This is a genomic window from Streptomyces sp. NPDC003034, assembly GCF_053591375.1.
On the sequence record NZ_JBSFTS010000005.1, the window covers coordinates 107,083 to 125,931 of the forward strand.

An 18,849-nucleotide genomic window follows, 5' to 3' on the forward strand; every position below is an offset into this window, starting at 1 on the left:
CCCCGTACGCACGGCACCGCAGGCCCCGACCGCCCCGCCTCGGAGGACCCCACATGACAGCGCCGCCCGGCACACGCACACCACCCCCGCTGCCCCCGCTCGCCGGCGGCCGCGCGGGCGCCGACGCCCTGCGTCCGCTGCTCGACACCGTCCTCGACGCCCTGCGCACCGGAGCCGAGGAACGCGGCGGGCCGCTTCCGCCCGGCGGCCCGGGCCCGCTCGCGGCCCGCGTCCAAGCCGCACTGGGCGACGTACTGCCCGATCACGGAACCGGCGACCACGAAGCGCTACGGACCCTCGTGCACACCCTCGCCGCCGGCGCCGCCGATCCCGCCGACCCCCTCTGCGCGGCCCACCTCCACTGCCCGCCGCTCGCCGTCGCGGCCGCCGCCGACCTCGCCGCCAGCGCCCTCAACCCGTCCCTCGACTCCTGGGACCAGGCCCCCGCCGCCGCCACCCTCGAAGCGCTCCTCACCCGCACCCTCGCCGCCGAGTTCTACGCCACCCCCTACGCCGACGCCCTCGTCACCACCGGCGGCACCGAAGCCAACCAACTGGCCCTGCTCCTCGCCCGCGAACGCCACGGCCCCCGCCTGACCGTCCTGCACGGAGCCAACGCCCACCACTCCGTCCCCCGCGCCGCCTGGCTCCTCGGCCTGCCCCCGGCCGTGGCCCTCCCCACTCCCACCGGAGTGATCCACCCCGGCGCCCTGGCCGACGCCCTGGCCGCCGCCACCCGCCACGGCCCCGTACTCGTCACCGCCACCGCCGGCACCACCGACGCCGGACTCATCGACCCGCTCGACCGCATCGCCGACGTCTGCGACCGCTACCGCGCCGACCTCCACATCGACGCCGCCTACGGGGGCCTGCTCGCCCTCAGCCCCCGCCACCGCGACAAACTCGCCGGACTCGGCCGCGCCCACTCCCTCACCATCGACCTGCACAAACTCGGCTGGCAGCCCGTCGCCGCCGGACTGCTCGCCGTCCCCGACACCGCCCTGCTGGCCCCCCTCGCCCACCAGGCCGACTACCTCAACGCCACCGACGACACCGAAGCCGGCCTGCCCGACCTCCTCGGCCGCTCCCTGCGCACCACCCGCCGCCCCGACGCCCTCAAGATCGCCACCACCCTGCGCGCACTGGGCCGCGACGGCCTCGCCCGGCTCATCGACCGCACCTGCGAACTCGCCCACCACCTCGCCCGGACCCTCGACGCACACCCCGGCTTCGAACTCCACTCGGCGCCCACCATCAGCACCGTCCTCTTCCGGCCCGCCCACGCCGACGACACCCGGCTCGCCACCCTGCGCCGCACCCTCCTGCACGACGGCAGCGCCGTCCTCGGCCGCACCCGGGCCGACGGCCGCCTCTGGCTCAAAGCCACCCTGCTCAACCCCCACACCACGGCGCGGGACCTGGACACCCTCGTCACCCTCCTGGAAGGCAGGACCCCCCGATGACCGCCCACCTCGATACACCCCACGACCTCGTCGGAATCGGCATCGGCCCCTTCAACCTGTCCCTCGCGGCGCTCGCCCACGGCCTGCCGCAGCAAGGAACAGGAGAACTCGCCACCGCCTTCTACGACCAGCGCCGCGACTTCCGCTGGCACCCCGGACTCCTCATCGAGGGAGCCACCCTCCAAGTCCCCTTCCTCGCCGACCTCGTCACCCTCGCCGACCCGGCCAGCCCCTGGAGCTTCCTCAGCTACCTCAAACACAAGGAACGGCTCTTCCCCTTCTACTTCGCCGAGCAGTTCCACATCCAGCGCGCCGAATACGACGCCTACTGCCGCTGGGTCGCCGGCCGCCTCCCCGGCCTCCACTTCGGCCACCACGTCGACGCCGTCCGCTGGAACCCGGAACGCGACCTCTTCGAAGTCGACTTCACCCAGCTCGACGCCGACGGCGAAGTCGAAGCCCTCGGCCGCACCTACACCCGCAACATCGCCCTCGGCATCGGCACCGCACCCTACGTCCCCGAACCCCTGCGCCCCCTCGCCGAAGCCCCCACCGTCCCGGTGATGCACTCCTCCGAGTACCTCGACAACCGCGAGCGCATCCTCGCCGCCGAGCACGTCACCGTCATCGGATCCGGCCAGTCCGGCGCCGAGGTCTTCCTCGACCTGCTGCGCGCCCGCCCCGGCGGCCGCGAACACCTCACCTGGCTGGCCCGGACCCCCGCCTTCGCCCCCATGGAGTACTCGAAGCTCGGCCTCGAACACTTCACCCCCGACTACACCCGCTACTTCCACTCCCTGTCCGAACCCGTCCGCGACCGGCTCGTCCCCGCCCAATGGCAACTCCACAAGGGCATCGACGCCGCCACCATCGCCGCCATCCACGAGGAGCTCTACCGCCGCACCCTCCACGGCGGCTGGCCCGACGCCGTCCTCACCCCCGGCGTGAGCGTCCGTACCGCCGGCCGCGTCGCCACCACCAAAGTCGAACTGCACCTCGAACACCTCGAACAAGGCACCCGGTCCCGCCTCACCACCGACGCCGTGGTCCTCGCCACCGGCTACCGGGAACGCCCCCTCGGCCGACTCCTCGCCGGCCTCGACCCGTACCTGCGCAAGGACTCCTCCGGCCGCCCCCGCATCGACGACCGCTACCGGATGATCCTCGACCCCACCGTCACCGGAAGCGTCTTCGTCCAGAACGGCGAACGCCACACCCACGGCGTCGGAGCCCCCGACCTCGGCCTCGCCGCCTGGCGCAGCGCCGCCATCCTGAACACCCTCACGGGCAAGGAGCCCTACCCCCAGCCGCAGCGCACCGCCTTCACCACCTTCGGCCTCGACCAGCGGGAACGATCCCGCCCCCGGCCGGCGGGCGAACTGCTCCCGCTGGTCGAGTACCCGTAGCCGCCGCCTTCCGGCGGCCCGTGGGCTCCGGCTCGCTCAGAAGACCGGCACGCCCGCCCGGGTCAGCCGCCAGTCCACCGAGGCGAACCGAGCCGGATCGATGCTCCCCTTCGCCTTCACCCACTGGATGATCGTGTTGCGGATCTCGTCCGAATCGGCCCACACCTGCTCGGCCTGCGGCACGTGCGGGAAGTTCCCGCCGCCCGAAGCCCGGTAGTTGTTCACCGCGAGCACGAACCGCGCCGCCGGATCCACCGGCTTGCCCTCGAAGGACAGCCCCGTGATCCGCGAACCGGCCGGCTTCGCGATGTCGATGTCGTACGTGAACCCGTACACGGCGTCGTAGTTGTAGTCCGGCGTGCCCTCGGCGTTCGTCAGCTTCGCCGGGTCCACCGCATCACCGGGAGCCGTCGTCACGTAGTACTTCGCCGAATACTCCAGGTAGTCCTTCAGCTGCGCGCCCGTCAGCAGCCGCGCCTCCAGCGTGTTCTCGAACGGGTACAGGCCCGCCGCGTCCCGCAGCGTCACCTGCCCGGCCGGGATCGCCGCCGTCCGCGAGAAACAGGAGGCCTGCGACAGCACCGGCAGCGCGGCCCACTGGGTGCCCGCCAGAGCCGCCCGCACCGTCTCCGCCTGGACGTGGTTGATCAAGTCGATGACCGCCACGTCCTTGACCGGGCCTTCCGCCGAGGACATGGCCTGCGTCGAGGTGCCGATCACCTGGTTCACGTACGCCACCACCTTGCGGTGCTCGTCCGACAACAGGCCGGTGATCTTCGGATCCTCCGCGACCGTATTGGAGTTCAGCACCTTCGCCGAGACCTTCGCCACCGACCAGCGGCCCTTCGCCCACGTCAGCTCGAAGTCGAACAGCGTCAGCCGCTGCCCCCACTTCAGCGGCTCCGACAGCACGACCTCCTTGCCGGTCGCCTTGTTCGTCACCCGGTACTCCGGTATCTCCGTGTGAGCGTGCCCCACCAGGATCGCGTCGATCCCCGGCACCTGCTCCGCCACCAGCCCCGCCGCGTTCTCGACGTACGGCAACTGGTCACCGTACGAGGAAGTACCGCTCGACCCCGAGTGCGCCGACACGATCACCACATCGGCGCCCAGCGAACGCAGCCGCGGCACGTACTTCGCCGCCTGCTCCTCCAGCCCAGGGAAGCTCATCTTCCCCTGCACGTTGGCCTTGTCCCAGATCGCGATCCCCGGGTTCGTCAGCCCCAGCACCGCCACCTTCACATCCGGCCCGTGCGGCGTCCGCAGCCGGTGCATGCTGTACGGCGGGAAAGCGGGCCGCAGCGTCTTCGCGTCCAGGGCGTTCGCCCCCAGCAGCGGGAAGTCGCACTGCTCCTCGAACTTCCGCAGCACCGGAATGCCGTAGTTGAACTCGTGGTTGCCCAGCGCCGCCGCGTCGTAGCCGATCGCGTTCATCGCCTGGGCCATCGGGTGCACGGGACCCTGCCGCGCCGTGATCGGGTCCACCTTCGCGTAGTAGTACGACAACTGCGTGCCCTGGATGGTGTCACCCGCGTCGATGAGCAGCGTGTTGCACCGCCCCTTCTCCTCGCGCACCTGATTGACCAGGGTGGAGATCTTCGCCAGACCGACGTCGTTGTGTGCCTTGTCGTCGAACTCCTTGTCGGTGAAGTAGTCCCAGTTGAAGACGTTCCCGTGCAGGTCGGTGGTCCCCATCACGGTGAAGGAGTACGTCCGCCGGCGCGGTCCCGGTTGCGCGACGGCGGGCGCGGCGGCCGCCCCTCCCAGCGCTACGGCAGCACCCGTGGCAGCCGAAGTGCCCAGAAAAGTCCTACGATCGAACGGCATGTCATCTCCCTCGTGACGCATAACAACGCGCGTAGATTCTGACCCGCGGTCAACCGGCCGCAACACCCCTCCCAGGTTTCGATCCGGTGACCACCGGACAGGCCGGCCGGTGCCCGCCACCCCGCGCCGGAGCCCCGCACCCGCCGACCCCGCGCCCACAGCCGCAGGCCAGCTCCACTCCCCCTGCTGCCGGGAGGGGATAAGCCGGGCCACTCTTGAATTCATCACGCCATTCCTTCATGACGGATTCCCCGAAACCCCGTTGCGGGAAAACGCCCGGAAATCCCCGGCGCCGGCATCATCGAGCGAGGCTTGAAGAGACGGGCGGGAGCCCGCCCCAGCCCCATTCCAGCAGGGCCGATGCGGTATGATCCCGTGGAACATCGCAGGGCTGGGCTGGCGGCGCAAGTATTTCCAAAAGGGATGTGACGAAGTAAATGAACATGATGCGGGTGCTGCTCGACAGTGAAATTCCCCTCGTGGCCGTCAGCTTCCGCGACAATGACAGCGAGCGACTTGCCAGCGAGGCGAAAGCAGCCGGTATCGACATCGCCGAACTCCGCATCGACAGGTTTGCCCAGACCGACGCCGAGCACGTCCTGGAGCAGATCCGCACCTTCCATTCCCTGCCCGTCCTCGCCACGGTGCGCTCCGCGCAGGAAGGCGGCGACTGGAACGGCACGGAGGAGGAGCGCCTTGAGCTGTTCCGCGCGATGGCCCCCCACGTCGAGGCACTGGACATCGAACTGTCCTCACGAGGAATCCTCGCCGACGTGATCGCCGCGGCCAAGCAGCACGACACCGTGGCGATCGTCTCCTACCACAACTTCGAGCACACCCCCAGCACCGAGGAACTCGAAGCCGTCATCGACGACGCGAAGACCGCCGGCGCCGACATCGTCAAGGTGTCCACCATGGTGACCTCCGAAAGCGACGTGAAGCGGCTCGCCTCCCTGCTGCTCAACGCGGACGCCGACACGGAACTCATCGTCATCGCGATGGGCCCCACCGGCGCCGTCTCCCGCATCTTCTTCCCCGCCCTGGGGTCACGGGTGACCTACTCCTTCATCGGCAGCAGCTCCGCCCCCGGCCAGCTCGACTTCCCGGAGACCTTCGCACTGCTGCGCAAGTTCTACCCGAAGTTCAACGAGCAGAAGATGCTGGAAATGCAGCTTCCCGAAACGGCCTGATCTCAGGAGCACCGGCAGCCTCGCAGCGCCCGGAGCCCGGCAGCCCTCGCAGTCCCGCAGTCCCGCAGTCCCGCAGTCCCGCAGTCCCGCAGTCCCGCAGTCCTACGGCCCCTACAGGCCGCCGCCTTCCCCGAACGAAGCCGCGGCGGCCCCGGCGCGTTCGATCCCACCCCACGCCCGGCGATGACGCACCCTTGCCGGGTCGGCCTCCGATGCGACAGTTTCGGGTATGACCCAAGACGCATCACACCAGCCCTACGGAACCCCCGAAGTACCCCGCGTCGCAGTCCGCGGCGAAGCCCGCATCGAAGTCGACCCCGAGATCGCCCGCATCGGGATCACCGTCAGCGCCCGCGGCACCGACCGGCGGACCGCCCTCGAAGACCTCACCCGACGCAACAACGCCGTCCTCGACCTCATCAAGGGCTACGGCGACCCCGTCGAGAAACTCGAAACCGGCTCCTTCTCCATCACCCCCGAACTGACCCGCCACGGCCGCGGCGAACGCATCCGCGCCTACCACGGCCGCGTCCACATCACCGCCGAACTCAACGACTTCACCACCCTGGGCGAACTCACCACCCGCCTCGCCGACCTCGACCTCACCCAGGTCGACGGCCCCTGGTGGGCCCTGCGACCCACCTCCCCCGCCCACGGACAAGCCCGCCGCCAAGCCGTACTCGAAGCGGTCCAGCGCGCCCGCGAATACGCCGAAGCCCTCGGCGCCCGCCTCGCCGCCCTCGTCGAACTCGCCGACCTCGGCGCCGAGAACGCCGTCACCCTCACCGCGGCCGCCCCCGGCGGCACGATGCGGACCATGGCCTACGGCGGCGCCGAAGACGCCGGCGCCCCGCCGCTCGACCTGGAACCCCAGCGCCAGACCGTCTACGCCCAGGTGAACGCCCGCTTCACCATGACCCCTCCCCAGCTCTGAGCTAGAGAAAAACGCACCACTGGGGGTGCTCATCAGAGCACCCCCATGCACATTCAACAGTTGTCAACAAGCTTTTCCCCAAAGGTTGTTGACTGGACACCCGGAACCAATTTCCTACTCCCTGGTAGGGGCATACGCTCGTCCCATGCGCCGAGCGAAAATCGTATGCACCCTGGGCCCCGCCACCGACTCATACGACCAGATCAAAGCCCTGGTCGAAGCCGGCATGGACATCGCCCGCTTCAACCTCAGCCACGGCACCTACGCCGAACACGAGGAGCGTTACCAGCGCGTACGCAAGGCCTCCGACGAGACCGGCCGCAGCGTCGGCATCCTCGCCGACCTTCAAGGTCCGAAGATCCGCCTCGGCCGCTTCCGAGAAGGACCCGTACTCCTTGAACGCGGCGACGAATTCACCATCACCGTCGAAGACCTCGAAGGCGACCGCCACACCTGCGGCACCACCTACAAGGGACTCGCCGCCGACGTCACCACCGGCGAACGCATCCTCGTAGACGACGGCCGCGTCACCCTCCAGGTCATCGGCATCGACGGCCCCCGCGTCCGCACCCTCGTCATCGAAGGAGGCATGGTCTCCGACCACAAGGGCCTCAACCTCCCCGGCGTCGCCGTCTCCGTCCCCGCCCTCTCCGACAAGGACATCGAAGACCTCCGCTGGGCCCTGAGCACCGGCGCCGACGTCATCGCCCTCTCCTTCGTCCGCAGCGGCCGCGACATCCACGACGTCCACCGCATCATGGCCGAAGAAGGCCGCCGCCTCCCCGTCATCGCCAAGATCGAAAAGCCCCAGGCCGTCGAAAACATCGACGACATCGTCGCCGCCTTCGACGGCATCATGGTCGCCCGCGGCGACCTCGGCGTCGAAATGCCCCTGGAACAAGTCCCCATCGTCCAAAAGCGCGCCGTCAAACTCGCCAAGCGCAACGCCAAGCCCGTCATCGTCGCCACCCAGATGCTCGACTCGATGATCGACAACTCCCGGCCCACCCGCGCCGAAGCCTCCGACGTCGCCAACGCCGTTATCGACGGAACCGACGCCGTCATGCTCTCCGGCGAGACCAGCGTAGGCAAATTCCCCGTCGAAACCGTCCGCACCATGGCCCGCATCGTCGAAGCAGCCGAAGAAGACATCCTCGCCAAGGGCCTCCCCCCGCTCACCGAGCGCAACAAGCCCCGCACCCAAGCCGGCGCCGTAGCCCGCGCCGCCGCCGAAATGGGCGACTTCCTCGGCGCCAAATTCCTCGTCGCCTTCACCCAGAGCGGAGACACCGTCCGCCGGCTCTCCCGCTACCGCTCACCCATCCCCCTCCTCGCCTTCACCCCCGACCCCGCCACCCGCTCCCAACTCAACCTCACCTGGGGCGTCGAAACCTTCCTCGGCCCCCACGTCGACTCCACCGACGCCATGGTCGCCCAGGTGGACGAGGAACTCCTGCGCATCGGCCGCTGCGTCCCCGGCGACGTCGTCGTGATCACCGCCGGCTCGCCCCCCGGCGTCGCCGGATCCACCAACCTCGTCCGCATCCACCACATCGGCGACACCGTCCGCTGAACCCCACACCCCGACCGCACCGCCCCGGCCGCCCCCGGGAGACAAAGCCGCACGGAACGCTCCACTCGACCGCCTCCCAGACCAGCGGCGAGACCCCGCACGCCCTGCATCCGCGGGCGGTCGGCCGCGGCGTCCTTCAGAGGACGCCGCGTCACCCCCCGACGACCTTCCGGTCCGGACGTACCGTGAGCACATGGACCTCGCCCACGCTTCTGGCGGGCCGTCAGCCTAGTCCCCGATGAACCACAGGCAACTGCCCGGCGTCACCGCACAAGACTTCAGCAACGCCTCAAGGTCACCCACCGCCGCCGCCTGCGCCTCATCGGCACACCCCTCCAACAGACCGGCGACCTCCCTGAGCGCCGCCTGCGCCTCCTGCCCGTTGAACAGCGTGTTGCCGTACAGGGCCACCCACCCCAACCGACCGGGACGATCCATCCTGAACGCGCCCAACACTTGCGCCAGCGCCTCACCGTGCTCATACGACCCGTGCAGCAACGTGGTCCGGGACGTGTCCCAGTTGTACCGCGTCGGCCGGGTGGAATGCAGTTCCAGCTCAATGCCCATGATCGCCTCCTCCCCAGAACCCTAGCCAGCCACACGGCGTCCACCCCCCACCGGCTCGGCCCCCAGTCGGCCGAACCTACGGGTGACCGGGCCGAGGCGGCCGCCGCACAACCAGCCGTCAGCCGGCGAAACCCGGGACCACCAGGCCCGACTCGTACGCGATCACGACCGCATGCGTCCGGTTCTGCGCGCCCAACTTGGTCAGAACGTTCCCCACATGGCTCTTGACCGTCTCAAGGCTCACCCCGAGTGACTGCGCGATCTCCGGATTGGACAGCCCCGTGGCCATCAGCCGCAGAACCTCCTCCTCCCGGCCCGTCAAGGCGGCCTGCGGCAGGGCCTCGGCGGAACCCAGCGGGCGGGGAGCGACCATACGCCCCAGCGCGGCCGGGAACAGGACCGCCTCGCCCACCGCCACCACCCGGACCGCCTCGGCGATCCGGCGCACCGGCAGACGCTTGAGCACGAACCCACTGGCGCCCGCGCTCAGGGCGGCCGTGACGTAGCCGTCATTCTCGAAGGTGGTGATCACCACCACCTTCGGCGGATCGGCCGCTTCGGCCAGCAGCTGGCGCGTGGCCTCGATCCCATTGCGACGCGGCATCCGGACATCCATCAGCACCACGTCCGGCCGCAAGCTCAGCGCCCGTTCGACCGCCTCCACACCGTCGGCGGCCTCGCCGACCACCGCGATCCCCGGCTGCGCGGCGAGCAGCACGCGCAGGCCACTGCGGGTCACCTCGTCGTCGTCCGCGATCAGCAGCGTGACGTCCGGACCGGTGACGTCCGGCCCGGCCGCTGCGGGCCCGGCCGGTGCCGAGAGGGTTACGCCTCCCACCCCGTCCGACCCGCTCACGCCGACGCCCGCACCGGCAACCGGACCACCAGCCGCCAATGCCCCGTCCCATCCGCACCCGCCTCGAACTCACCGTGCAGCAACCGGACACGCTCAGCCAATCCCGGCAGACCATGCCCTGAGCTCCGAAAACCACCCCGCCCCGGACCAGGCCCCGTCCGATCCCCGATCCGATTGACCACCGCCAGATCCACACCACCCGGCCCCACCGCCACCCGCACCCCGATCGGACCACCCGCCCCGTGCCGCAGCGCGTTCGTCAGCCCCTCCTGAAGAATCCGGTACGCCGCCCGCGAGAGCGTCCCCTGCACCTGCCCCAACTCACCCGACAACTCAGGCTCCACCACCGCCCCCGCGTGCCGCAAACGGTCCAACAGCTCCGACAGGTCACCCAAAGTCCGAGCCGGCGCCGTCCCCGACTGCTCCTCGCGCAGCACACCCAGTACGTAATCCAAATCCTCCAGCGCCACCCGCGTCGACTCCTCAATGCTGCGCATGGCCGCCCGCGCCGCCACCGGATCGGCCGAAAGCAACTCACCCGCCACAGCCGCCTGAATGGTCGCCGCCGTCAACGTGTGCCCGATCGAGTCGTGCAACTCGTGAGCGATCCGATTGCGTTCCGCCAACAGCAGCTCCCGCTCGGCCGCCAACGCCAGCCGTTCAGCCGCCGACGGCCCCAACAACCGCGGCGCCGACCACCGCAGCGCCTTCGTCATCAGCACGCACACCCCCACCGCCAGCAGAACGCACACCGCCCCCACCACCCAGCTCCACCCGCCCGACACCCGCACCGACATGCCGAACAGACCCGCCCGCACCTCCCCGCCCAGCCAGTTCCCCGGCAGCGAAAGGCCCATGACCAACAACACCCCGCCCGCCAACGCCCCCATCCACCCGACAGCCGCGTGCAACACCAGCCAAAACGGAGTCCGCCAGCGATCAAGCCCACCCGAACCAGAAGCCCCGCGACCGGCCACCGGATCCGGCAACGGCACCCGCAGCAACCGACGGGCAGACACCACCATCGCCCGCCGCACCGGACGCGCCAGCCCCACCACCCCCACCAGTACCGCCCACAGCAACAGCACCAGCACGACCTGCACGCCCTCGGGCACGAACGGCCGCGACAACGCCGGCAACAGCGCGAGCGGCAACAACGGAAGGCTCGCCAGCGCCCCGCACAAGGCGAACAGCACACCCGAATACGTGGAGCCGCGCAGCAGCGGCCCGATTCCCCTGATCATGGCCGCCAGTATCACCGGGCAGCCCACCGGCAGCCTCCCCCGATCGGGGGAGCAGCTTCCCCCACCTTCCCGCGATGCGCACACAGGCCCCCGGGAACCAGGATCGTGCTCCAACCAACCAACGATCCCCCAGGAGCCGACCCATGCACACCCAGACCCCGCAAAGCCCCGATTCCCCGACCCGCCAGCAGACCGGCAGGCGACGACGAGCCGCGGCCGCCGCAGCCGCCGTGGCCGCCGCGGCCATCGGCGTCATGACACTCGGCGCCCTCGCCCCACCCGCCGCCACCACCCCCGCCACCAGGCCCGACGCCGTCCAGCAAGCCCTGAACACACTGGTACGCGACGACGCCATGCCCGCCGCGCTGGCCACCGTCCAAGACCGCAACGGCCACACCCGCACCTACACCGCCGGAGTCGGCGACCTCACCACCGGCACAAAAGTACCCAAGGACGGCCACATACGGATCGGCAGCAACACCAAGACCTTCACCGCCGTCGTCATCCTGCAACTCGTCAGCGAAGGAAAGATCCACCTCGACGCCACCGTCGACACCTACCTGCCCGACCTCGTCCGCGGAGAAGGCATCGACGGACGCCACATCACCGTCCGCCAACTCCTCCAGCACACCAGCGGACTCCCCGAATACAGCGCCCACTTCAAAGACGACGAAATCCGAAACCGGTACTTCGAACCCCGCGAACTACTCGACATCGCCCTCCGCAACAAGGCCCACACCGCCCCCGGCACGACATGGGCCTACAGCAACACCAACTACCTCCTCGCCGGCCTCATCATCCAGAAAACCACCGGCCGCCCCCTCGCCGAAGAAATCGACCGACGCATCATCAAACCGGCCGGACTACGCCACACCTACTTCCCCGCCCCCGGCGAGACCACCATCCGAAAGCCCCACCCCCACGGATACCACCGCACCACGGCCGACGGACCGCTGCACGACTACACGCAGATGGACCCCTCCGCAGGCTGGGCCGCAGGCCAGCTCATCTCCACCAACTCCGACCTCAACCGCTTCCTCACCGCACTCCTCACCGGCCGCCTCCTCCCCGCCGCCCAACTCGCCGAGATGCGCACCACCATCCCCGCCGGCACCACCGGCCTCCGCTACGGACTGGGACTCACGAGCCGGCCACTGTCCTGCGGCGGCGTCTACTGGGGCCACGGCGGCGACATCGCCGGATACGAAACCCGAGGCGGCGCCACCGACGACGGCCGCGCCGCCAACCTCACCGTCACCAGCATCCCGACGGACAAGACCGCCACGGAACACGTCAACGACGCCGTCGACAAGGCCCTGTGCGGCTGAACCAGACCCCAGCACAAACAGACGACCCCAACCCGATGACCTGGAAACCACCCAGGCCACCCCAACAACCACCCACCGACTGGTCAGGAATTGACCCATGAGCCGACCGACACGGCCAGGACCACACCCGCCCGCCGCACAACAACGCAGCCGACGACGCACCCCACTCGTCACACCCGCGATGGCCATCGGCCTCATGACACTAGGCGCCCTCGCTCCACCCCCCACCGCCACCGCCAAGCCCGACACCATCCAGCACAGCCTGAACACGTTCGTACGCGACCACGGGACACCCGCCGCACTCGCAAGCGTCCAAAACCGTCACGGCCACACCCGCACCCACACCGCAGGCCTCGGCAACCTGACCACCCGCGAACCCGTACCCGCCGACGGACAAGTCCGCATCGGCAGCAACACCAAAACCTTCGTCGCGGTCATCGCCCTCCAACTCGCCGCCGAACAAAAAATCGACCTGGACGCCACCATCGACACCTACCTACCCGACCTCGTCCGAGGGCAAGGCATCGACGGACGCCACATCACCGTCCGCCAACTCCTCCAACACACCAGCGGACTCCCCAACTACACCGACCACCTCGGAGACGACATCCGCCCCTACGACCCCCACCAACTACTCACCACAGCCCTCCAGCACCCGGCCGACTTCACCCCCGGCACACGGTGGAAATACAGCAACACCAACTACGTACTCGCCGGCCTGCTCATCCAGAAAATCACCGGCCACCCCCTGCCCGAAGAGATCAACCGGCGCATCATCAAGCCGACCGGACTACGCCACACCTACTTCCCCGCCCCCCGCGACGCCACCATCCACGAACCCCACCCCCACGGCTACCACCGGGCAACGGCCGACACACCACCGCACGACATCACGGAGATCGACCCCTCCTGGGCCTGGGCGGCAGGCCAAATGATCTCCACCAACACCGACCTCAACCGCTTCTTCACCGCACTCCTCAACGGCCGCCTCCTGCCCCCCGCCCAGCTCACCCAAATGCGCACCACCATCCCCGCCGAAACCACCTTCGGCCCCGGCGCCCGCTACGGACTCGGACTCGTCAGCAGGCCCCTACCCTGCGGCGGCCTCTCCTGGGGCCACGGCGGCAGCTTCCCCGGCTACGAAACCCGGGGCGGCGCCACCGACGACGGCCGCGCCACCAACGTCGCCGTCACCATGCAACTCACCGACGAGGCGGGCCGGAGGGGCCTCGAACGCGCGGTGGACAGCGCCCTCTGCCGCTGAACCCCGCCGAGTGCGTCCTGGGCACAACAACCGCTGGACCCGGACAAGTCCCGGCTAGTGCTTCGGCCCGATGTGCGCATCCATCAGAGCGACGGACGCCCTGCGCGCGATCGACACGTTGAACGGGTCACTGCCCCGCGCGAGGACCGTCCACTCGACACCGACCTGGGTGAGCGTGTCGGTACAGAGCTTCCGGATGTCGTCCGACTTGTTCGTGAAGAAGTACCGGGGGTACTCATACCGCTTCCGCTCCCCGCCGACCAGGCGGGTCGTCCAGTTGGTGATCCGGCACCCGTCCGAGTGGATGAGCCCCCGGATGAACTCCCACGGGTGAGCGTCAACGATCTCCTGCTGCCAGCCTTCGAGGACGATGCGCCGCTCGTGCTTCTTACCGGGCCCGTGCTGCGGGAACAGGCAGGTCAAGTGTTTCGAGTACACCTTGACGTTCTGGCATCCGGTTCTCTGCACACGGCATACCCGATTGAAGGGGAGCACCTGTCGTACGGCTTGTTCAGCGAGGCTTATGAGTCCAGGCCAACCGTCACAGCAGGTGATCATGAGGCTGGGCACGCGATGGTCCGAGTACTGGCTTATGTGGCCGTCCCCGAGATACAGGCCCAGAAGATAGGCGTAGGCCCGCGCGTCAAGGGGGCTGGAATGGCAGCGTGGGCAGTCCGGCTGGTGAGGACCGGGGCACTCGCCCCGCTTGGCTCGGTCTACGTGCTCCCAGTAGCTGATCGTGCCCAGCGGCACATTGAGGCGGCGACCGACCTCGGCATTCGGCGTGCCGCCGCGCAATAGGGTGAGGGCCTTTTGCCGCACCTCAAGGCTGTGGAGTTGCATGGCTCTACTGTGCGTGAACATGCGTGGCAGTGCGTAGCAAAAAGCGAACGTTCACGCGAAGGTGAACGTCCGCTTTGGGGCATTGTGCCGGGTGCGGGACTCGAACCCGCAAGCCCTCACGGGCAGATGTGTTTGAGACATCCGTGTATGCCATTCCACCAACCCGGCAGGGTCGCACGTCGGAGTGTACCGGGTGACCATGCGGCGGCGCTCCTAGGTAGGCTCATCCAAGCAGCACAGCCCCGCAAAGAGGAGCCCTCCGTGACCGCCGAGCACGAGTCGACGCCCACGCCCGACGCCGACCAGCCGCACGTTCCGCCGCTGACGACGCGTGTCGTCATCGCCGAGGACGAGGCGCTCATTCGTCTTGACCTCAAGGAGATGCTCGAAGAGGAGGGGTACTCCGTCGTCGGGGAGGCCGGGGACGGGCAGACGGCCGTGGAGCTGGCGCGGGAGCACCGGCCGGACCTGGTCATCCTGGATGTGAAGATGCCCGTCCTGGACGGGATCTCCGCCGCGGAGAAGATCGCGGAGGAGTCCATCGCCCCGGTGCTGATGCTGACCGCGTTCTCGCAGCGCGACCTGGTCGAGCGGGCGCGGGACGCCGGGGCCATGGCGTACCTGGTGAAGCCGTTCAGCAAGAGTGACGTGGTGCCGGCCATCGAGATGGCGGTGTCGCGGTTCGCGGAGCTGCGGGCGTTGGAGAAGGAGGTCGCGGATCTTTCGCTGCGGCTGGAGACGCGGAAGCTGGTCGACCGGGCCAAGAGCATTCTGCAGACGCAGTACGGGCTGAGTGAGCCGGCGGCGTTCCGTTGGATTCAGAAGACGTCGATGGACCGGCGGATGTCGATGCAGCAGGTTGCCGAGGCGGTCATCGAGGATGCCGAGGAGAAGAAGAACGCTGCCAAGGGGTAGCGGGGCGTGCCGGTGCGCCGGTGGTCTTTGATGGCGTGGTGCAGGTGTGAGGCCCGTCTCCCCCCGAGGGGAGGCGGGCCTCACGTGTGGGTGGTGCGTGGTGGTTCAGTCCTCGCCGAGGTAGGCCTTGCGGACGTCCTCGTTGTGGAGGAGGTCTTGGCCGGTGCCGGAGAGCACGATCTTGCCGATTTCCATGACGTGTGCCTGGTCGGCCAGGGAGAGTGCGGCCTGGGCGTTCTGCTCGACGAGCAGGATGGTGGTGCCGGTGGCCTTGAGTTCGGCGATGGTGGCCATGATCTTCTGCATCATGAGGGGGGAGAGGCCCATGGAGGGCTCGTCCAGCATGAGCAGTTTGGGCTGGCACATGAGGGCGCGGCCCATGGCGAGCATTTGCTGTTCGCCGCCCGAGAGGGTGCCGGCGGCCTGCTTGCGACGTTCGCCCAGGATGGGGAAGAGGTCGTAGGCGCGCTGGATGTCCTTTTCGATGCCTTCTTTGTCGGTGCGGAGGAAGGCTCCGAGCTGGAGGTTTTCGGCGATCGTCAGCCGGGGGAAGATGTGGCGTCCCTCGGGGGAGTGGGCCAGCTTCATGGAGACGATCTTGTGGGCGGGGACGCCGGCGAGGGGCTTGCCGTCGAAGGTGATGGTGCCCGCGGTGGGTTTGAGGAGCCCGGAGAGGGTGCGCAGGGTGGTGGTCTTGCCGGCGCCGTTGGTGCCGACGAGGCAGACGATTTCGCCTTCGTTGACTTCGAAGGAGATTCCCTTGACGGCTTCGATCTTGCCGTAGGCGACTTTGAGGTCTTCGACCTTGAGCAGTGCGGTCACTTGGCCTCTCCTTCCGTGCTGGTGGTGCTGGTGGTGCTGTCCGCTTCGGCGTGGGCTTCGGCGGCTTCGACCTCGGCGACTTCTTCTTCGCCCGGGGCGCCCTCGAAGGGGGTGCCGAGGTAGGCGGCGATGACGCGTTCGTCGCCCTGGACTTCCGCGGCGGTGCCTTCGATGAGCTTTTCGCCTTGGACGAGGCAGGCGACGCGGTCGCAGAGGTTGAAGATGAAGCGCATGTCGTGCTCGATGACGAGGACGGCGATGCCCATGTCGCGGATGGCGAAGATGAGTTCTTCGGCCGCCCGGGTTTCCTGCGGGTTCATGCCGGCGGTGGGCTCGTCGAGGAGGATGAGGCCGGGGTCGCTGGCGAGGGCGCGGGCGATTTCGAGCTTGCGCTGTTCGCCGTAGGGGAGGTTTTTGGCGAGGTGGCCGGCCTTGTGCTGGAGGCCGATGAACTCCAGGAGTTCCATGGCGCGTGCTTCGCTGGCGGCTTCGGCTTTTTTGAAGCCGGGGCCGCGCAGGAGGGCGGACCAGAGGCCTTCCTTGGTGCGGGTGTGGCGTCCGACGAGGACGTTTTCCAGCACGGTCATGTTGTGGAAGAGCCGGATGTTCTGGAAGGTGCGGGCGACGCCTGCTGCGGTGACCTTGTGGGGTGTGGGCGGCAGGACGGTGCCCTTGTAGCTGACGGTGCCTTCGGTGGGGACGTACAGCCCGGTGAGGCAGTTGAAGAAGGTGGTCTTGCCGGCGCCGTTGGGGCCGATGAGGCCGACGATCTCGCCGGCGTTGACCTTGAGGTCGACGCCCTTGACGGCGGTGAGGCCGCCGAAGCGCATGGTGACGCCGCTGGCTTCGAGGACGGTGGTCGTGGTGGTGGTGTCTGTGGTGGTCATGGTGTTCACGCCCCCGCCTTGGCGGTGGCCGGGTCCGTGGGGGCCTGGCCAGCGGTGTCGTCGTGGTACTCGAGTTGCGCGCGCTTGTTGGCGATGAGGCCTTCGGGGCGGAAGCGCATGAGCAGGATGAGGGCGATGCCGAAGGCGAGGAGCTGGTAGTCCTGGAGGAAGGCCAGTTTCGCCGGGATCAGGAAGAGGAGTGCGGCGCCGAGGATGGGGCCGCGGATGGTGCCCATGCCGCCGAGGATGACGGCGGCGAGGAGGAACGCGGAGTTCGGCGGGACGGGTCCGGCGAAGACGTAGTTCTCGGGGACGACCGTGGTGTTGACGTGTGCTTGGACGGTGCCGGCGAGGCCGGCGAGGGTGGCGCCGAGGGCGAAGGCGATGAGCTTGACCTTGAAGCCGTTGATGCCCATGGCTTCGGCGGCGGTCTCGTCTTCGCGGATGGCGACCCAGGCGCGGCCGATGCGGCTGTTGCCGGCTCGGGCGAAGACCAGGACGACCAGGGCCATGACGAGCAGCATCAGGAAGTAGTAGTTGGCGTAGGCGCCGAGGGTGATGCCGAGGACGTCGTGGGATTCCCCGAAGTTCCACCCGAAGAGGTCGAGGTGGGGGATGTTGGGGATGCCGTTGGGGCCGTTGGTGATGTCCGGGCCGGAGGTGCCGTCGAGGTTGCCCATGGCGATGCGGAAGATTTCTCCGAAGCCGAGGGTGACGATGGCGAGGTAGTCGCCGCGCAGGCGGAGGGTGGGTGCGCCGATGACCACGCCGAAGATGAGGGAGGCGAGGGCGCCGACGATGACCGCTGCCCAGAAGGGGAGGTGGATGCCGAAGGCGGAGGCGGTGCTTCCGGAGACGAGGGCGGCGGCGTAGGCGCCGACGCCGAGGAAGGCGACGTAGCCGAGGTCGAGGAGGCCGGCGAGGCCGACGACGACGTTGAGGCCGAGGGCGACGGTCGCGAAGATCAGGATGTTGACCGCGATGAGGGTGTAGGTGTCGCCGCTCTGCTGGATGAAGGGGAAGGCGATCGCGGCGGCGGCGGTCCCGATGAGGGTGACCTGGCGGTTGTTCGCGGTGAGGGTGCCGAGTCGGTCGAAGAGGCCGGCTTTGAGCAGGGCGAAGGCCGCGAAGCCGACGATGATCAGGTAGGTGACGAAGAGCTGCGGTTCTTTGTCGTCGGTGTCGATGCCGAAGGTGACGGCGTAGAGGCCGAGGGCGAAGACGCCGGTGATGATGAGGATTTCGGCCCAGGAGGGCAGCTTTTTGGCGGGGGCTGCCTTGTGGCTGTCGTCGGGGAGCTTGTGCGCGGCGAGGGCTGGGATGAGCGAGCCGACGAGGGCGACGAGGGCGCCGGGTTCGAGGTGGACGACTCCGCCGAGGACCCAGGCGATGGAGAGGACGGTGAACCAGGTGCCGGCGAGGGTGCCGAGCGCGAGGATCAACAGGGGCTTGCGGGCGCCGGTGGGGGTGAGCCAGCGCAGGCCCTTGATGCCGAGTGCGGAGAGCGCGTAGGCGAGGGTGAGGGCGGCGCTGACGAGGCTGAGGAATTGGATGGGGGCCGGGCTGCCGTAGTAGGTGAGGTCACCCGGGAATTCGGCGGTCCAGGTCCATGCGAGGAAGACGCTGATGGCGGTGAGGAGGCTGCCGCCGATGACCGTGTACAGGAGCGTGGTGGGGGCGGGGCCCTGCTTCGCGGTGTCGGTCTGCGGGGTGGTGTTGGTGGTCATGGT

Annotated in this window: 16 protein-coding genes and 1 tRNA gene; 8 read left to right on the forward strand and 9 right to left on the reverse strand. The window is 68.9% G+C overall.

Features of this window, described 5'->3' with window-relative positions; translation table 11 throughout:
• The first annotated feature begins 53 nt into the window (after positions 1-53).
• Both ACWDX7_RS08320 and ACWDX7_RS08325 read left to right on the forward strand, forming a co-directional pair.
• Positions 54-1,463 carry a pyridoxal phosphate-dependent decarboxylase family protein gene (locus ACWDX7_RS08320; protein ID WP_451492230.1) on the forward strand — a complete coding sequence of 470 codons (1,410 nt, stop codon included), beginning with the start codon at positions 54-56 and terminating at the stop codon, positions 1,461-1,463.
• A complete protein-coding gene (locus ACWDX7_RS08325) occupies positions 1,460-2,869 on the forward strand; it encodes a lysine N(6)-hydroxylase/L-ornithine N(5)-oxygenase family protein (RefSeq protein ID WP_451492229.1) in 1,410 nt (469 codons plus the stop codon). Before ACWDX7_RS08320 ends, ACWDX7_RS08325 begins: the two co-directional genes overlap by 4 nt.
• A 36-nt stretch (positions 2,870-2,905) precedes the next feature.
• On the opposite strand, the gene ACWDX7_RS08330 is transcribed toward ACWDX7_RS08325, so the two are convergent.
• Positions 2,906-4,696, reverse strand: a complete 1,791-nt coding sequence (locus tag ACWDX7_RS08330; RefSeq protein ID WP_451492228.1) for a bifunctional metallophosphatase/5'-nucleotidase — start codon at positions 4,694-4,696, stop codon at positions 2,906-2,908.
• 437 nt (positions 4,697-5,133) lie between these two features.
• Here ACWDX7_RS08330 and aroD point away from each other — a divergent pair, with 437 nt between their 5' ends.
• The 3 genes from aroD (at position 5,134) to pyk (ending at position 8,393) form a co-directional block, all read left to right on the forward strand.
• On the forward strand, positions 5,134-5,886 hold the full coding sequence (gene aroD, locus ACWDX7_RS08335; protein WP_451492227.1) for a type I 3-dehydroquinate dehydratase: 753 nt from the start codon (positions 5,134-5,136) through the stop codon (positions 5,884-5,886).
• 229 nt (positions 5,887-6,115) lie between these two features.
• The gene (locus ACWDX7_RS08340; protein ID WP_451492226.1) at positions 6,116-6,820 is read left to right on the forward strand and encodes an SIMPL domain-containing protein; all 705 of its coding nucleotides are present in this window, start codon (positions 6,116-6,118) and stop codon (positions 6,818-6,820) included.
• A 145-nt stretch (positions 6,821-6,965) separates the two neighbouring features.
• The gene (gene pyk, locus ACWDX7_RS08345; protein WP_451492225.1) at positions 6,966-8,393 is read left to right on the forward strand and encodes a pyruvate kinase; all 1,428 of its coding nucleotides are present in this window, start codon (positions 6,966-6,968) and stop codon (positions 8,391-8,393) included.
• A gap of 228 nt (positions 8,394-8,621) precedes the next feature.
• Here the strand turns inward: pyk and ACWDX7_RS08350 are convergent, their stop codons facing one another.
• From ACWDX7_RS08350 to ACWDX7_RS08360, 3 genes are all read right to left on the reverse strand, one after another.
• Complete coding sequence (locus ACWDX7_RS08350; RefSeq protein WP_451492224.1) at positions 8,622-8,960, reverse strand: hypothetical protein; 339 nt, start codon at positions 8,958-8,960, stop codon at positions 8,622-8,624.
• Positions 8,961-9,078: 118 nt separating this feature from the next.
• Positions 9,079-9,798, reverse strand: coding sequence for a response regulator transcription factor (locus ACWDX7_RS08355; RefSeq protein ID WP_451492238.1), 720 nt, complete (start codon positions 9,796-9,798; stop codon positions 9,079-9,081).
• A gap of 14 nt (positions 9,799-9,812) precedes the next feature.
• Positions 9,813-11,060 (reverse strand): sensor histidine kinase, encoded by a 1,248-nt coding sequence (locus tag ACWDX7_RS08360; RefSeq protein WP_451492223.1) that lies wholly within the window; start codon positions 11,058-11,060, stop codon positions 9,813-9,815.
• A gap of 143 nt (positions 11,061-11,203) precedes the next feature.
• Here ACWDX7_RS08360 and ACWDX7_RS08365 point away from each other — a divergent pair, with 143 nt between their 5' ends.
• Positions 11,204-12,388, forward strand: a complete 1,185-nt coding sequence (locus ACWDX7_RS08365) for a serine hydrolase domain-containing protein (RefSeq protein WP_451492222.1) — start codon at positions 11,204-11,206, stop codon at positions 12,386-12,388.
• A 181-nt stretch (positions 12,389-12,569) separates the two neighbouring features.
• Positions 12,570-13,652, forward strand: coding sequence for a serine hydrolase domain-containing protein (locus tag ACWDX7_RS08370; RefSeq protein WP_451492221.1), 1,083 nt, complete (start codon positions 12,570-12,572; stop codon positions 13,650-13,652).
• 54 nt (positions 13,653-13,706) lie between these two features.
• Here the strand turns inward: ACWDX7_RS08370 and ACWDX7_RS08375 are convergent, their stop codons facing one another.
• Together ACWDX7_RS08375 and ACWDX7_RS08380 are read right to left on the reverse strand one after the other, a co-directional pair.
• Positions 13,707-14,495, reverse strand: a complete 789-nt coding sequence (locus ACWDX7_RS08375) for a helix-turn-helix domain-containing protein (protein ID WP_451492220.1) — start codon at positions 14,493-14,495, stop codon at positions 13,707-13,709.
• An 85-nt stretch (positions 14,496-14,580) separates the two neighbouring features.
• Positions 14,581-14,663 (reverse strand) — tRNA-Leu (locus ACWDX7_RS08380).
• Positions 14,664-14,756: 93 nt separating this feature from the next.
• Here ACWDX7_RS08380 and ACWDX7_RS08385 point away from each other — a divergent pair.
• Positions 14,757-15,410 carry an ANTAR domain-containing response regulator gene (locus ACWDX7_RS08385; protein WP_451492219.1) on the forward strand — a complete coding sequence of 218 codons (654 nt, stop codon included), beginning with the start codon at positions 14,757-14,759 and terminating at the stop codon, positions 15,408-15,410.
• A 105-nt stretch (positions 15,411-15,515) separates the two neighbouring features.
• Here ACWDX7_RS08385 and ACWDX7_RS08390 read toward each other — a convergent pair whose 3' ends face one another.
• From ACWDX7_RS08390 to ACWDX7_RS08400, 3 genes are read right to left on the reverse strand one after another with little or no spacing between them, the layout of a single operon-like run.
• Positions 15,516-16,232 carry an ABC transporter ATP-binding protein gene (locus tag ACWDX7_RS08390; protein ID WP_451492218.1) on the reverse strand — a complete coding sequence of 239 codons (717 nt, stop codon included), beginning with the start codon at positions 16,230-16,232 and terminating at the stop codon, positions 15,516-15,518.
• Complete coding sequence (locus ACWDX7_RS08395; protein ID WP_451492217.1) at positions 16,229-17,119, reverse strand: ABC transporter ATP-binding protein; 891 nt, start codon at positions 17,117-17,119, stop codon at positions 16,229-16,231. The genes ACWDX7_RS08390 and ACWDX7_RS08395 overlap by 4 nt, the downstream gene beginning before the upstream one ends.
• Positions 17,120-17,124: 5 nt before the next feature.
• On the reverse strand, positions 17,125-18,846 hold the full coding sequence (locus ACWDX7_RS08400; protein ID WP_451492237.1) for a branched-chain amino acid ABC transporter permease: 1,722 nt from the start codon (positions 18,844-18,846) through the stop codon (positions 17,125-17,127).
• Between the last annotated feature and the right edge of the window lie 3 nt (positions 18,847-18,849).